This is a genomic window from Nitrospirota bacterium, from assembly GCA_013388455.1.
GTDB lineage: Bacteria > Nitrospirota > Thermodesulfovibrionia > Thermodesulfovibrionales > SM23-35 > JACAFF01.
Window position 1 is genome coordinate 101,338 of the sequence record JACAFF010000022.1, and the last position, 14,667, is coordinate 116,004.

The 14,667-nt window shown below is 37.5% G+C and carries 15 protein-coding genes; 2 read left to right on the forward strand and 13 right to left on the reverse strand.

All coding sequences use genetic code 11. The features are described from left to right. Positions 1-41: 41 nt before the first annotated feature. From xerD to HXY53_05380, 10 genes are all read right to left on the reverse strand, one after another. Positions 42-923, reverse strand: a complete 882-nt coding sequence (gene xerD / locus HXY53_05335; protein ID NWF75984.1) for a site-specific tyrosine recombinase XerD — start codon at positions 921-923, stop codon at positions 42-44. An 8-nt stretch (positions 924-931) separates the two neighbouring features. After that, positions 932-1,639 (reverse strand): tRNA1(Val) (adenine(37)-N6)-methyltransferase, encoded by a 708-nt coding sequence (locus tag HXY53_05340; GenBank protein ID NWF75985.1) that lies wholly within the window; start codon positions 1,637-1,639, stop codon positions 932-934. A gap of 26 nt (positions 1,640-1,665) precedes the next feature. After that, the gene (locus tag HXY53_05345) at positions 1,666-3,120 is read right to left on the reverse strand and encodes a response regulator (protein ID NWF75986.1); all 1,455 of its coding nucleotides are present in this window, start codon (positions 3,118-3,120) and stop codon (positions 1,666-1,668) included. A gap of 324 nt (positions 3,121-3,444) precedes the next feature. Further along, positions 3,445-3,852, reverse strand: coding sequence for a F0F1 ATP synthase subunit epsilon (locus tag HXY53_05350; protein NWF75987.1), 408 nt, complete (start codon positions 3,850-3,852; stop codon positions 3,445-3,447). A gap of 26 nt (positions 3,853-3,878) precedes the next feature. Further along, on the reverse strand, positions 3,879-5,300 hold the full coding sequence (gene atpD / locus HXY53_05355; protein ID NWF75988.1) for a F0F1 ATP synthase subunit beta: 1,422 nt from the start codon (positions 5,298-5,300) through the stop codon (positions 3,879-3,881). 47 nt (positions 5,301-5,347) lie between these two features. Then, positions 5,348-6,229, reverse strand: coding sequence for an ATP synthase F1 subunit gamma (atpG, locus tag HXY53_05360; GenBank protein ID NWF75989.1), 882 nt, complete (start codon positions 6,227-6,229; stop codon positions 5,348-5,350). A 26-nt stretch (positions 6,230-6,255) separates the two neighbouring features. Beyond that, on the reverse strand, positions 6,256-7,773 hold the full coding sequence (locus HXY53_05365) for a F0F1 ATP synthase subunit alpha (GenBank protein ID NWF75990.1): 1,518 nt from the start codon (positions 7,771-7,773) through the stop codon (positions 6,256-6,258). A gap of 4 nt (positions 7,774-7,777) precedes the next feature. Next, positions 7,778-8,317, reverse strand: a complete 540-nt coding sequence (gene atpH, locus HXY53_05370) for an ATP synthase F1 subunit delta (GenBank protein NWF75991.1) — start codon at positions 8,315-8,317, stop codon at positions 7,778-7,780. Continuing rightward, positions 8,314-8,928: a F0F1 ATP synthase subunit B gene (gene atpF, locus HXY53_05375; GenBank protein ID NWF75992.1), complete on the reverse strand. Its 615-nt coding sequence runs from the start codon at positions 8,926-8,928 to the stop codon at positions 8,314-8,316. The genes atpH and atpF overlap by 4 nt, the downstream gene beginning before the upstream one ends. Next, positions 8,925-9,344 (reverse strand): hypothetical protein, encoded by a 420-nt coding sequence (locus HXY53_05380; protein NWF75993.1) that lies wholly within the window; start codon positions 9,342-9,344, stop codon positions 8,925-8,927. The genes atpF and HXY53_05380 overlap by 4 nt, the downstream gene beginning before the upstream one ends. Before the next feature lie 160 nt (positions 9,345-9,504). Between HXY53_05380 and bioF the strand changes: the two genes are divergently transcribed. Then, positions 9,505-10,641, forward strand: a complete 1,137-nt coding sequence (gene bioF / locus HXY53_05385) for an 8-amino-7-oxononanoate synthase (protein ID NWF75994.1) — start codon at positions 9,505-9,507, stop codon at positions 10,639-10,641. Positions 10,642-10,658: 17 nt separating this feature from the next. Beyond that, positions 10,659-11,369 (forward strand): dethiobiotin synthase, encoded by a 711-nt coding sequence (bioD, locus tag HXY53_05390; protein ID NWF75995.1) that lies wholly within the window; start codon positions 10,659-10,661, stop codon positions 11,367-11,369. Positions 11,370-11,377: 8 nt separating this feature from the next. On the opposite strand, the gene HXY53_05395 is transcribed toward bioD, so the two are convergent. The 3 genes from HXY53_05395 to lysA all read right to left on the reverse strand — a co-directional run bounded on the left by HXY53_05395 (position 11,378) and on the right by lysA (position 14,567). Then, complete coding sequence (locus tag HXY53_05395) at positions 11,378-12,250, reverse strand: 4-hydroxy-tetrahydrodipicolinate synthase (GenBank protein ID NWF75996.1); 873 nt, start codon at positions 12,248-12,250, stop codon at positions 11,378-11,380. Positions 12,251-12,273: 23 nt separating this feature from the next. Then, complete coding sequence (locus HXY53_05400) at positions 12,274-13,182, reverse strand: diaminopimelate epimerase (GenBank protein NWF75997.1); 909 nt, start codon at positions 13,180-13,182, stop codon at positions 12,274-12,276. 128 nt (positions 13,183-13,310) lie between these two features. Next, complete coding sequence (gene lysA, locus HXY53_05405) at positions 13,311-14,567, reverse strand: diaminopimelate decarboxylase (protein ID NWF75998.1); 1,257 nt, start codon at positions 14,565-14,567, stop codon at positions 13,311-13,313. Between the last annotated feature and the right edge of the window lie 100 nt (positions 14,568-14,667).

Genomic DNA, 14,667 nt, shown 5'->3' on the forward strand with positions numbered 1-14,667 from the left:
GATATTGGTTAAATAAGACTTTATGGACAAGGTAATCTTTTTTATGCCCTTGGGTGATGCTTTGAATAAACCTGCTTGAGCCTCTCAGCAGTGACTTTTGTATATATCTGTGTTGTCGATATGTCAGAATGGCCAAGCATCTTTTGTAATGACCTTAGATCTGCTCCACCTTCAAGTAAATGTGTTGCAAAAGTGTGCCGCATAACATGAGGAGAAATTTGAATCCCGAGATTTCTGCCTAACTCCTTAATCGCCTGCCAGAAACGTTGTCTTGTCATCGGTCTGCCTCTATTAGTAATAAAAAGAAAAGGCGATTTCTTCTTTTTAAGGATTTTCAATCTCTGATGCACTAAATATTGTTTAATAGCTTCAACAGCCCTTAAGTTTACCGGCACAATCCTCTCTTTTGAGCCCTTTCCCATAACACGTAAAAATCCAGCCTCCAGATTAACATCTTCAAGTTTCAGAGATATGATCTCACTGACTCGCAAACCTGAAGAGTACATAAGTTCAAACATCACATGGTTTCTTACTGAAATGGCGTCAGATGCTTGTGACAAACTTGATTCAAGAAAAGCTCTTATATCAACAATGCTGAGTGACTTTGGAAGCCTTTCCCATCGCTTTGGTGATTTTAGGCTTTCTGAGGGGTCATCCTTTCTTAAGTCTTCAATAATAAGATATTTACATAAACCTTTTATTGACGACATTAATCTGCATATGCTTGACAGTGAATAACCTTTATCTCTTAATGTTTCAATAAAGTCAATGATATCAGTTCTTGAGAAACTAATAAAATCCTTTTCTTTTGAAGTGAGAAAATTCTGGAATTTCTTTAAATCAAATTCATATGATTCAACAGAATTCATGGATAATCCTTTTTCTGCTGAAGCATATGATAGATAATTTTCAAGTATTTCCATGCTAAGATTTAAGACTTATTATATATATTTTTTATTTCTTCTGTATATTCGCCACTTTCCTCGTAAATGTAAAGGGGTTTTTCTATTTTTAATCCAATTTTTCCTCCTTTTACTGATTCCAGCAAAACCATTTTTGCTTCTGTAGAAGGATTCGAATGAATGAAACGCAACCTTTTAGGCTCAAAATCATTTTTTCTTAGCGTCACGAAAAGTTCAGAAAGTCTCCATGGATGGTATATTAAGCAAAACCGTCCTTTAGCTAACACTGTATTCGCTGCTGATTTAATGAGATCTGAGAGACTCAGATTTATCTCGTGTCTCGCAATAGCTCTTTCTTCCTCAATATTTATGCGTCCGCTTTTGAGTCTTCTAAACGGAGGATTTGATACAATCAAATCAAATATACTTCTTTTAGGAAGCATTTTTATATCAGTTTTTACAACACTCACCCTTTTTTCAAGTTTATTTAGCCGCACATTTTCTTCTGCAAGCTTTGCAAGACTTTCCTGTATTTCAAAGAGTGTAACATGTGCCTCAGGATATTTTCTTGCAAGTAAAATTCCAACAATGCCTGAACCTGCACCAAAATCAGCAATACTTTTTGAAGTTCTTAGATTTACAAAATCATATAGAAGCAGTGAATCTACAGAAAAACGGTATCCTGTTTTTGATTGATAGAGTTGTATATTGCAGATACTATCGAGCGTAATATTCATAGGATACAAAACTTTTCAAGAAAACTTTATAAGACATTGTTTTCTTTAAGAATAGATAGGAATATTTCCACAATCTGAGGATCGAATTGTATGCCTGAATACTTTTTCAGCTCATTTACAGCATCATTGATCGAAAGTGCTTCTCTATAAGGACGGCTGGTTGTCATTGCACCGAATGCATCTGCAACAGCTATAATCCTTGCTCCAAGAGGAATATCTTCTCCTTTTAGACCATCAGGATACCCTGTTCCGTCAAAACATTCCTGATGATGCCTGATGATCTCTCTGGCGTATCTTAATGGTTCAACCTTTTCAATAAGCTTTGCACCGTTTGATGGATGTTTTTTAATGACATCCATTTCTTCTTCAGAAAGTTTACCTGGTTTCATTAATATTCTATCTGGCACAGATATCTTACCAAGATCATGTAAAAGTGCTGCTTTTCTTATATTTTCAATCTCATCGTCTGGAAGTTTAAGTTTCTTAGCAATCTCAACGGAGTATTCGGAAATATCTTTCATATGCTTATCCGTATATTGATCCCTTGCCTCAACAACACCTGAAAGCGTTATGATTGTAGAAAGATAAGACTGTTCAAGTTTCTCGTAAAGGCGCGCATTTTCAATAGCAGCAGCAGCCTGCCCGCTCAAAACAGAAATTAGCTCCAGATCTGAAGTAGTAAACGGATCTTGAGTGCTGATCCTGCAAATACATAGAAGCCCTATCATCTTACTCCTTATAGTTAAAGGCACAAAGATAGCTGATGATATTTCTTCAAGCATCCTGATCTTTTCAAGCTCTAAAGGAACTTTCTTATCAGGACTTATAAGATAAGGTTTTTTCTCTTTTGCAATTAATGAAGTAATAATATCGGAATATTCATGTCCAAAATCTCTTACAAATTGTGAAGTTAATCCATACCATTCTTTTATAGTCATCCGAGAATTGGCTTCATCTATCAATGCAAGCCATACCTTATCAGCATGTGTTTCCTTCACTGCAATATCAACGATTGATTTAAGGAGCCTTTTCGGGTCAACCTCTCCTATAATCTCTTTGCTCACTTCAAAAAGAGGCATTAAAGCCCGCATTCTGATATTTTCATTGAGCAACTTAATCTTTTCCAGTGCTTCGGTTACTGCCCCTATTAGTTCTGATGGAGTAAATGGTTTTAATAAAAAACCCTGAGCACCTAATCTCAAACTCTTTATTGCTATATCAAGGGTTCCATAACCTGTGATAATAATAATCGGTATCTCGTTATTTTTTGAGCGAACATGACTTACAACATCCAGCCCATCTATCTTTGGCATTTTGACATCTGTTAATATCAGGTCAAATTTTTCCTTTTCCAAAAGATAGATGCCTTCCTCTCCATTAGAGGCAGTTTTCACATTATATTGAAACTTCGTCAGGATATCTTCAGAGAGACTTCTTATAGAAGCCTCATCATCTATAACAAGTATATTTTCTCTATCCAAATGAGCACATCTCCAAAATAACTAAAACTTTTATACCATAAGAATCTACAAATTATCAATTTTTATGCCATATTAGCACAAGCTATAACTCTAATTAAAAAAAGTTTATCTAAAGCCGAAAAATGCAGACATTGCTCAAAAATTTCTTTAATTCGATAGGCCCCTTCGTCCCACTTGGCAAGGGAGGAATTAACATCTGCATTATTTTAAATGCATTTTTAGGTTAACTATAAAGACAGGCAAATGGCATTAAAAGTTTTATAAAAAAGGCCATACAAAAATGCATGGCCTTTTTACAAAATAATAAAAAAACTAAACTAAAATTTATCCTGTTTTTCTCTGTGCTATCTGTATTCTTGTAACAGCCCTTTCAAGAGATGAAGTTGCCCTTGCAAAATCAAACTCTTCTAACTTTTTGAGCCTCTCTTCTGCCCTCTTCATTGCGGCTTTCGCTCTTTCAACATCTATATCTTCAGCTTTTTCTGCACTGTCAGCAAGGACTAAAACTCTATCAGGACCAGCCTCAGCATATCCCCAGTTGACAAAAACATATTTAACTGTATTACCGATCTTGTAAGCAAGCATTCCTATCTTAAGGGTAGTAAAAAAGGGGACATGCCCCGGTAACACACCAAATTCACCTTCACTTCCTGAACAGACTACTTCGTCAACTTCTTCACTTATTACAAGACCGTAAGGGGTAACAACTTCAAGTTTTAACTTTGTCTCCATGAACTATTCTCCCTTTGTTCTTTACTTTATAGCTCTCTGCTCCAACCGAGTTTCTTTGCCTTTTCCTCAGCCTCTTCAATTGGTCCAACCATATAGAAAGCCTGTTCTGGCATATCATCATATTTACCTTCTACAAGTGCTTTAAATCCTTTTATTGTATCTTCAGTCTTTACATATTTACCAGGGTTACCGGTAAATGTTTCAGCAACATGGAAAGGCTGGCTTAGAAATCTCTGTAGCTTTCTTGCTCTTGCAACGATTAATTTATCATCTTCGGATAATTCCTCGATACCAAGTATTGCAATAATATCCTGCAGTTCTTTATATCTCTGGAGAGTCTTTTGCACATTCCTGGCTACGGTATAATGTTCTTCGCCGATTACTTTAGGATCAAGGATTCTTGAAGTTGAATCCAGAGGGTCAACAGCAGGATAAATACCAAGCTCTGCAATCTGTCTTGAGAGAACAACACTACCATCAAGATGCGTAAAAGCTGTTGCAACAGCTGGGTCTGTAAGGTCGTCTGCAGGAACATATATTGCCTGCATAGCTGTAATTGCGCCTTTCTTTGTTGTTGTAATCCTTTCCTGAAGTGCACCCATGTCCGTTCCAAGAGTTGGCTGATAACCAACAGCAGAGGGCATTCTTCCTAAGAGTGCGGAAACTTCTGCCCAAGCAAGTGTATATCTGAATATATTGTCAATAAATATAAGAACGTCCTGACCCTGATCTCTGAAATATTCAGCAACTGATAGAGCGCTCAGACCAACATTCGCCCTCGCACCGGGTGGTTCATTCATCTGGCCATAAATTAGCGCGGCTTTTGGTAGAACACCAGAATGTTTCATTTCAAGGTACAGGTCATTTCCTTCTCTTGTCCTTTCACCAACACCTGCAAAGACCGAAACACCACCGTGTACCATAGCGATATTATGAATCATCTCCATAATGATAACGGTTTTGCCGACTCCAGCGCCTCCGAACATCCCCATTTTACCCCCTCTAACAAATGGGATCAGAAGGTCAAAGACTTTAACCCCCGTCTCAAATGCCTGTGTAGTAGCTTCCTGCTCAACAAATTCTGGAGCGGGCTTATGAATGGGTGATTTTTCCTTAGCTTCGATAGGACCCAACTCATCGACTGGTTCACCGATAACATTCATTATTCTGCCCAGAGCAGCCTCTCCAACAGGTACCATTATAGGATTACCTGTGTCAACAGCAGGCATTCCTCTAACAAGTCCATCTGTTGCTGACATAGCTATTGTTCTGACCTTATTTTCGCCCAGATGTTGCGCTGTTTCTAAAGTAAGATGTATTTCCGGTATGCCCTTTGCAGGATCTGCTGCCACATCTATTCTTATAGCATCGCGTATCTTTGGTAATTGCTTCTCAAATTCGATATCAACAACTGCACCAATAACCTGTACAACTTTTCCTACATTCATGGTTTATACCCCCTTTATCAATAAAAGCTTCATACTTTAGACCCGTTTTATCCCTTCAGTGCTTCAACACCACCAACAACATCCATTAATTCTTTGGTTATTGAAGCTTGCCTGACCTTATTTGCTAAGAGTGTTACTTTATCAATCATTTCGGAACAGTTCTTCGTAGCATTTTCCATAGCTGTCATTCTTGCTGCTTCTTCTGATGCAGATGATTCAAGTAATGCCCTGTAAATCTGGATCTCAATGTGTTTTGGCAATAATGTTTCAAAAATCCTCTGACGTGAAGGCTCATACATATAATCACCAAAAACGGAAGACTCTTTTGCTGCTTCACCTTCTGGCTCAAGTGTACCAATAGGAAGAAGCTTCAATGTAGTAACCTTCTGTGATATCAAAGATTTAAATTCATTATATATAACGACTACTTCATCCATCGTTTCGTTGACATAATTCTCAATTAAATCTTTTGCAATATTTTGTGCGTCCGAATAGGTTATTTTCCCCGAAAGCCCAAGCCATGTCTTCCGCATCTGGACATTTCTTCTACGGAAGTAATCACGCGCTTTTCTTCCAACTATATTCATGCTTAATTCAACACCTTCATGTCTGAGACTGTCGAGGTATTTTGCAGTATACCTGAGAAGATTTGCATTAAAAGCACCACATAGACCTTTATCTGATGTAATAACCAGTACCTCAACTTTCTTCCTTGGTCTCAAAGCAAGAAGTGGATGAATCTCCCTTTCTGCAACTTTTGCAAGGTCTGATAGAACAGTCTCCATACGGGTAGCATACGGCCTGAAATTCAACATTCTGTCCTGGACCTTCCTCAATTTTGCAGCAGCAACCATTTTCATAGCTGCTGTTATCTTTTTTGTATTCTGTATCGCTCTTAATCTTTTTCTGATATCCCTTAACGTTGGCATCTATATTCTCTCCTACTTAAAGGTAATTATGCCTGAAAAGTCTTCTTAAATGCTGTTATAGCATCAGTAATTTTTGCCCTCAGGTCGTCATCAAGTGCCTGCTTTGTTATAATTTCCTTTCTAAGATCCTGCTTCTCTGCCCTTACATATCTAAGCAATCCTTCTTCAAATGGCCTAACAGCTTCCACAGGAAGATCATCGAGAAATCCCTGAGTTCCTGCAAAGATAACTATAATCTGATCCTCAACTGGCATAGGCACATATTGATCCTGTTTAAGAAGTTCGATCATTCGTTTCCCTCTTTCAATCTGTGCAAGTGTTGCCTTATCAAGATCTGATGCAAACTGTGCAAATGCAGCAAGCTCTCTATACTGTGCAAGATCAAGTCTGAGCATTCCAGCTATTTGTTTCATTGCTTTTATCTGAGCCGCACCACCAACTCGGCTAACTGACAGACCAGCGTTAACCGCTGGTCTGATACCACCATAGAAAAGTTCTGGCTCAAGGTATATCTGCCCGTCAGTAATGGAAATAACGTTTGTCGGTATATATCCTGAAACGTCTCCAGCCTGAGTCTCAATAACAGGGATAGCTGTAAGTGAACCACCACCCATAGCATCGCTCATTTTTGCAGCCCGCTCTAACAACCTTGAATGCAAATAAAAGACATCACCAGGGTATGCTTCACGTGCAGGTGGTCTTCTAAGAATAAGAGAAAGTTGTCTATATGCGTGTGCCTGTTTTGTGAGGTCATCATATCCAACAAAAGCATGTCTGCCGGAATCTCTGAAATATTCACCCATAGTACATGCAACATATGGTGCTATATATTGCATTGGTGCAGGTTCACTTGCTGTTGCAACAACGACGATAGTATGCTCCATTGCACCCATATCTTCAAGTTTCTTTACGGTATTAACAACTGCTGGTCTTCTCTGACCAACAGCACAGTAAATACAAATAACATCTCCACCCTTTTGATTAATAATAGTGTCAATTAGAATAGCGGTTTTCCCGATCTGGCGGTCACCAATACAGAGTTCTCTCTGTCCTCTTCCGATAGGGATCATTGAATCGATTGCCTTAAGACCTGTCTGCAATGGCTGGTTAACAGGCTGTCTTCTAATAATACCTGGTGCTACTATTTCAACGAGCCTGGTTTCTTTTGTTTGTATTGGTCCTTTTCCGTCAATTGGTTGCCCAATTGCATTAACAACCCTTCCTATAAGACCTTCGCCAACAGGGACTTCCATAACCTTGCCTGTTCGCTTGACTATGTCACCCTCCTTAACGAGTTTGTCTTCACCGAAGAGAACAGCACCAACAGCATCTTCTTCAAGGTTAAGTGCCATTCCAAAAACACCATTCGGGAACTCGAGCATCTCCAGGTTCATACAATTGTCGAGTCCATAAATCCTTGCAACACCATCACCAACGTAAGTAACAGTACCGATCTCACTTACATCAACCTTTTTCTCAAAATCAGTAATTTGTTTCTTTAACAGCTCACTTATTTCTTCTGTTTTGATTCCTTCAATTGCCATAATTTCACCCCTTTATTAGCTCATCTTTTAAAAGCCTTAACTGGCTTCTTATGCTGGTATCATACATTGTACTGCCTATTTTTACGAGAATTCCACCAAGCAGGGAAGGGTCAACAACATAATCTATGTCTACATCCCTGTCCATTAATTTCTTAAGCGAAGATTTAATAGTGCTTTCGCGCTCTTTACCTATCTCTACAGGAGTCATTACAACTGCCTTTGCCTTTTTCTTCCTTTCAAGATAAATATTTGTGGCTATTCTTATAATATCCGAAAGGGTCAGGATTAGTCCTACTTCAGACAGATGTAGTATTAATTTTACAGTATATTCAGAAATACTCATTTTTTGCGCTATCAACTGTATTACCTTTGTTCTTTCATCCGCTGTGAATTGTGGACTGACAAGGAAATTTCTTAGCTCCTTGCTCTTCATTATTAAATCATTCATAACAGCAAGTTCTCTTAATGTTTTTTCTACTTCGTCAAGGCCTACATTTACCAATAATGCTTTTGCATATTTATGTGCTTCCTTTGTCTTTTTCACCCTCTTCCTCCTATTTTCATGAGGGATTCATCAAGGAGTTTCTCCTGATCTTCTTTAGTTATCTTATCTTTGATTTTCTTTTCAGCAAGCTCTATAGCCAGATTAACAGCCTCAGCTTTTATCTGTTCTTTTGCGTGTTTTAATTCGAATTGAATATTTGTTTTAGCCTGTTCTAATATCTTTTCTTTCAGTTTCTCTGTCTCTGCTATTATTTTGTCACGTTCTTGCTCCCCAGCACGTCTTGATGCAGAAATAACGGATTCAATCTCTGCATCCTTTGTTTTAAGCCTCTCCTCAACTTCCTGTAATGCTTTCATCGCAGCCTCTTTTGCAGCCTTGGCTTCATTAAGTGTTTTTTCGATTAACTCGGTTCTATTTTTCAAGAAATTCTGGAAAGGTTTTTTTGCAAATTTCCAGAGGATAATTATCAGGACTGCAAAATTGATAATCTTCCACATATAATCTTTCCAAAGTGGCGTATGAGCAGCCTCCTCACCTCCGCTACTTCCAAAAGCATAAGATGTAAAAACGATACCGGAGATAAATAATGGTAAGATAAGTGTTCTTAACTTTTTGTTTTTAACTTTTAATTCTTTATCTGTTCTTATCATACCTTCACCAACTTTCTAACTATTTCATCTGAAAATTTATCAACCTCTGCCCTCAATGAACTCCGTGCCTTTTCAGCTTCAGCTCTGATCTCAGCCTTTGCCTTTTCGAGCATTGCAGTTGCTTCAACGGTAGTAGCAGATATAACCTCTTTTTGCCTGTTTAATCCTTCTGCTTTCAAAGCATCGAAGACTTCCTTTGCCTTAGTTCTTGCTTCGAGCAACTCACGGTTTAACCTTGCAATCTCTTCTTCTCTTTTATTGCTCATTTCCTTTGCAGCATCGAGAGCACCCTTTACCGTATCTTCTCTTTCTTTGAAGATTCTCATGATGGGTTTGAAAAGTATGGCATTTAAAATGAAGAGCAAAATGAAAAAATTAATGGCAAGTACAAGTATCCATTTATTAATTTCAAGCATTTTACACCTTCCCTTAAGTAGATTGAAAAACAGGGGAAGATTACCACAGTGCAAAAAAAATTGTCAAGCTATTTTTGAGGTCCTTTAAATTTTTAATTTTAACTTTAAATCAAGCCTTACTTAATTTTAATTGAAAATGTTGTGTTACAATTAAATAGTTATGTTTTACGAAAAACTAAGAATTTTAAAGGAAAAAAGTCTCTTCAGGACAATAAAAGACAGGGAATCAACTCAGGGACCGAGAATCAAATTCAATAACGTTGAATATATAAATTTCTCCTCTAATGATTATCTTGGACTAACGAATCACCCTATAATAATTGAAGCTGTAAGACATTTCTTATATATATATGGGTATGGAGCTGGCGCATCCAGACTCCTTAGCGGGGGGAGCATCCTTCATAAAGAACTTGAAAAGAATATTGCATTATTTAAAGAGACTGAATCAGCACTTCTATTCAATTCCGGCTATGCTGCAAATATTGGTATCATACCGGCCATTACTGATGAAAATACTGTAATTTTAAGCGACCAATTAAATCATGCGAGCATTATAGATGGCTGTAGACTCAGCAAATCGAACACTTTAATTTACAAACATAAAGATATATCTCATGCTGAAGAATTATTAAGAACAGCAGGCAAAAAAAAGAAGATTATCGCAACTGATAGTGTATTTAGTATGGATGGAGATATTGCCCCAATAAAGGAGCTATGCACTCTATGTCAAAAATATGAGGCATTTCTGTATATAGATGATGCCCATGCAACCGGAGTTCTTGGAAAAGGCAAGGGAAGCCTTGCTCATTTTAATATCAAACCTGACCCGTGGATTATTCAAATGGGGACATTTTCAAAAGCATTTGGCTCATATGGTGCTTTTCTCGTCGGGAGCGAAAACATAATACAATGGGTTACAAATAATGCAAGAAGTTTTATTTATTCAACAGCCTTGCCCTCTTGTGTTATTGCTGCATCTATAGCTGCTCTAAAATTTATTGAGAACAATCCTGCCATAATTGAAAAATTATGGATTAACAGGAATAAGGTAGCTAACAGGCTTCAACAAATGGGATATGATATTATGGGAAGCGAAACACCTATAATTCCTTTAAAAACAGGGAGTATAGAAAATACCATTAGAATATCATCACATCTTTTTAATCTCGGAATTTATGCTCCTGCTATCAGACCTCCAACTGTGCAAGAACCTCGTATAAGGATAACAATTACTGCAGCACATACAGACGAAGACATTGAAAGATTTATCGAGGCATTGGTAAAGATAAGGGTTTAAAATTATAATATGAGATTATGTCGAAAGGTTTTTTCATAACTGGAACTGATACTGGGGTTGGTAAAACTATCATCACAGTAGCTCTTATTAAAGCAGTAAATCTACTCGGTAAAAAAGCAGGGGGCATGAAGCCGATTGAAACAGGGTGTTTAAAGGAAGGTGACGTTTTTATACCTTCTGATGGAATGTTGATAAAAACAATGGCACATATGGAGGAGAATATCAGACATATTTCACCATGCTGCTTTCAAAGTCCACTCGCACCCTTTCCGGCTTCTGAAATAGAAGGAATAACTGTCGATCTCGAAAATATAAAAAAAGCTTATATAAATCTCACAAAAAAATATTATGCTGTTATAGTTGAAGGAATTGGCGGATTGCTTGTCCCCATAAAAAAAGACTATTTTGTGCTTAACCTTGCTAAGGAATTCGGTCTTCCATTAATTATTGTTGCAAAACCTGGACTCGGAACAATCAACCATACCCTTCTCACACTCAATTACGCCTTAAAAGAAGGATTGCAAGTAGCAGGAATTATCTTAAATAATCACCACCCACCTGAATATACTCTTGCCGAAGAAACAAATCCTGACATTATAAGCAAAATCAGTCCTGTCCCCTTATTAGGCATATTTCCATATCTAAAAGATTTTGAAAGCAGCACATTCGAAAAAATGGCAGTAAAATATCTCAACCTCGATATTATTGAAAGATATCTTCAGCCTTAAATTTTCATCTATATAAGTTTTAAATCCGTCAGAACTTTTCTTAGTTTATCTTTATTGCCCTGTGACATCTCACAGAGAGGAAGCCTGAATTCTTCCTGAATTTTTCCCATCATTGCAAGAGCTGTTTTAACTGGAATCGGATTGGTTTCTATAAACATTGCTGCATTCAGAGGTTCAAGTCTGTAATGTATCTCTCTTGCCTTTTCATATTGACCCTTAAGCCATAATGAACACATCTGCGAGACCATCTTGGGGGTTACATTCGCAGAAACAGATATTACACCCTTCCCCCCAAGTGCAAGCAAAGGCAGAGTTGTAAAGTCATCCCCGGATATAACTGTTATCTTATCTCCACATAGTCTAATAAGCTCACTAACCTGCTTCATATCGCCTGAAGCTTCTTTAATTGCGACTATGTTACTGATCTCTGCGAGACGTGCTACAGTCGCAGGAAGTATATTAACAGCAGTCCTTCCAGGCACATTATACAACACGATAGGAATATCAACTTTTTCAGCAACTGTTTTATAGTGCCTGTAAATACCTTCCTGTGTAGGTTTATTATAGTAAGGTGCAACAAGCAGTACAGCGTCAGCTCCTGATTTTTTAGCATGCTTTGTAATCTCTATCGTCTCGTCAGTAGAATTTGCTCCTGTTCCAGCTATAACAGGAATCTTTTTGTTAACAGTTTTTACAGTAAAATCTATGACCCTATAATGCTCTTTATAATCAAGTGTTGCTGATTCGCCCGTTGTCCCGCATGGCACAATAGCATTGGTTCCCTGAGATATATGCCACTCTATAAGGTCTCCAAGCGCTTTTTCGTCAACCTTGCCTCTTTTAAAAGGTGTTACGATTGCAACGATTGATCCTCTAAACATATCGCCCTCCATTTTTACATCGGTTAAATTTCTATAATTCCCTTATAAACTTCAACAGCAGGACCGGTCATGTAAACATGGTTATCACCTGCCCATTCTATGAAAAGATCTCCACCTTGCAGGTGGACAGTTAAAATTCTTTCTGTAAGACCTTTCAGATGTGATGCTACAGCTGCAGCACAGGCACCAGTTCCACACGCCATAGTTTCACCTGCTCCCCTTTCCCACACACGCATTTTAATTTCATGGGGATTTATTATCTGAATAAATTCTACATTCGTTCTATTAGGGAAAATTTGATGAGTCTCTATTTGAGGACCATAATAGGCTACAGGGAAATCAGATACATTTTCAAGAACAATAACTGCATGAGGATTTCCCATGGAAACACAGGTAATTTTGAATTCCCTGTCAGAGACCTGTAAAGGATAATCGGTGACCATCTTTGCTTCTTCTGACTTCTGATTTCCGACTTCTGATTTCTTTATTTTTACCGGTATTTTTTCAGGTTCAAAGAACGGCTCTCCCATATCAACCTTCACCATGTCTCCTGCTTTCTCTGGTTTGATTATGCCTGCAAGTGTTTCAATTTTAAGCATATTAGTATTATTTGAAAGATTTCTATCCCAGATGTATTTAGCGAGGCAACGTATTCCATTCCCACACATCTCGACTTCACTACCATCAGCATTAAAAATCCTCATTAGAAAATCTGCAATAGCTGACTTCTCAAGTAAAAGTATCTGATCAGCTCCAATGCCAAACCGTCTATCACATAAGTTTTTTGCTAATTCAGCAAAAGATAACCCCTCTTCTCCTCTCCCCCCCTTTTGGTAATGGTAATCATTGAAAAGTTGTATTTCGCATTTCTGGGTAATACAATCCACAAGTATGAAATCATTACCAAGACCATGCATCTTTGTGAAGTGTATTTTCATCTTATTTTATAATAGCCAACTGAATTATTCGAGATACCTCTTAAATCTTCATTTCATATTCATAAATCGAGATATTCTGCACATGCTAAGATAGCGATACAGTCTAAATTTTTAAATTGATATCATTTTAAAAATACCGGGATTTTATTTTTTAAGATAATATCACTATAAGTTTCGCGTTCCCTTATCATAAAACAGTCTCTACCTTTAACCATTACTTCTGCAGCCCTTGGTCGGCTATTATAGTTTGAACTCATTGAAAATCCATAAGCTCCTGCGCTCATAACAGCAAGGTATTCTCCCTTTTTGACTGCCTTCATTTTTCTGTCTTTTGCAAGAAAATCACTCGATTCACATATTGGGCCAACAACATCACAGACAATAGTATCCCTCTTCTTTTTCTCCACAGGAAGAATAGCATGATATGCACCATAGTAGGAAGGTCTTATAAGATCATTCATACCTGCATCAACGATTACAAACTCTTTCTCTGCACCTTTTTTTAGATATAAAACTTTTGTAATAAGCACTCCAGCATTTCCGACTATAGACCTACCCGGTTCTATAAGAAGAGTCAGCTTTCTTCCATTAAGCAAAGGTATAAGATTTTTTGCAAGGTCTTTAGGGACTGGTGGCTCTTCATCTTTGTAAGTAATTCCGAGTCCACCACCTGCATCGAGGTACTGTATCTTTGCGCCCTGAAGGTTAAGCTCGTCTATAAGAATAAGCACTCTCTTTAATGCATCAACAAATGGCGAAATCTTAGTAATCTGCGAACCTATATGCTTATGTATTCCAATGACATTGATATTCTTCAATCTCAAGGCAAGCTTATAATATTCCAGGGCATTTTCTATTGGTATACCGAATTTGTGTTTCTTCAGTCCTGTTGTTATATAAGGATGTGTCTCAGGATCAATATCAGGATTTATTCTCAATGCTATTGGAGCCTTCTTATTCATCTTACCTGCTACCCTGTCAATCTCTCTTAATTCATCTTCAGATTCTACATTGAACATTAGTATCTTTGATTTAATCGCAAAGCGTATCTCCTCTTCTGTCTTTCCTACGCCTGCATAAACTATTTTTGAAGCGGGGATCCCTGCTTTAAGAGCAACAAAGAGTTCCCCACCAGAAACAATATCTGCACCTGAACCGTTTTTTGCAAATAGTCTCAGTATAGCAACATTAGAATTTGCCTTGACTGCAAAACAAATAACGTGTGGAAAATCATTGAATGCTTCATCATAAGCCTTAAAATGTCTCAAAAGTGTTTTGTAACTGTAAACATAAAGAGGTGTACCGTATTTTTCAGCAAGTGTTTTTAAAGGAATTTCTTCTACAAACAACTTATCAGAGCGGTATTGAAAAAAATTCATTTGGGTCTCCATCTGTAGATTTTTGCTATATTTTATATCTATTTTTATTTAATCTCAAGAGTCATGGCCTCTTTAAATCAAATAATGCCATTTTGGATTT

Excerpts from the sequence above, each read along its gene's own strand:
- atpD (NWF75988.1), bottom strand. The coding sequence starts at position 5,300 with ATGAATGTAGGAAAAGTTGTACAGGTTATTGGTGCAGTTGTTGATATC.
- HXY53_05350 (NWF75987.1), bottom strand. The coding sequence starts at position 3,852 with ATGGAGACAAAGTTAAAACTTGAAGTTGTTACCCCTTACGGTCTTGTA.
- HXY53_05395 (NWF75996.1), bottom strand. The coding sequence starts at position 12,250 with ATGTTTAGAGGATCAATCGTTGCAATCGTAACACCTTTTAAAAGAGGC.
- bioD (NWF75995.1), top strand. The coding sequence starts at position 10,659 with ATGTCGAAAGGTTTTTTCATAACTGGAACTGATACTGGGGTTGGTAAA.
- atpG (NWF75989.1), bottom strand. The coding sequence starts at position 6,229 with ATGCCAACGTTAAGGGATATCAGAAAAAGATTAAGAGCGATACAGAAT.
- atpF (NWF75992.1), bottom strand. The coding sequence starts at position 8,928 with ATGATAAGAACAGATAAAGAATTAAAAGTTAAAAACAAAAAGTTAAGA.
- HXY53_05340 (NWF75985.1), bottom strand. The coding sequence starts at position 1,639 with ATGAATATTACGCTCGATAGTATCTGCAATATACAACTCTATCAATCA.
- xerD (NWF75984.1), bottom strand. The coding sequence starts at position 923 with ATGGAAATACTTGAAAATTATCTATCATATGCTTCAGCAGAAAAAGGA.
- HXY53_05380 (NWF75993.1), bottom strand. The coding sequence starts at position 9,344 with ATGCTTGAAATTAATAAATGGATACTTGTACTTGCCATTAATTTTTTC.
- HXY53_05365 (NWF75990.1), bottom strand. The coding sequence starts at position 7,773 with ATGGCAATTGAAGGAATCAAAACAGAAGAAATAAGTGAGCTGTTAAAG.
- bioF (NWF75994.1), top strand. The coding sequence starts at position 9,505 with ATGTTTTACGAAAAACTAAGAATTTTAAAGGAAAAAAGTCTCTTCAGG.
- lysA (NWF75998.1), bottom strand. The coding sequence starts at position 14,567 with ATGAATTTTTTTCAATACCGCTCTGATAAGTTGTTTGTAGAAGAAATT.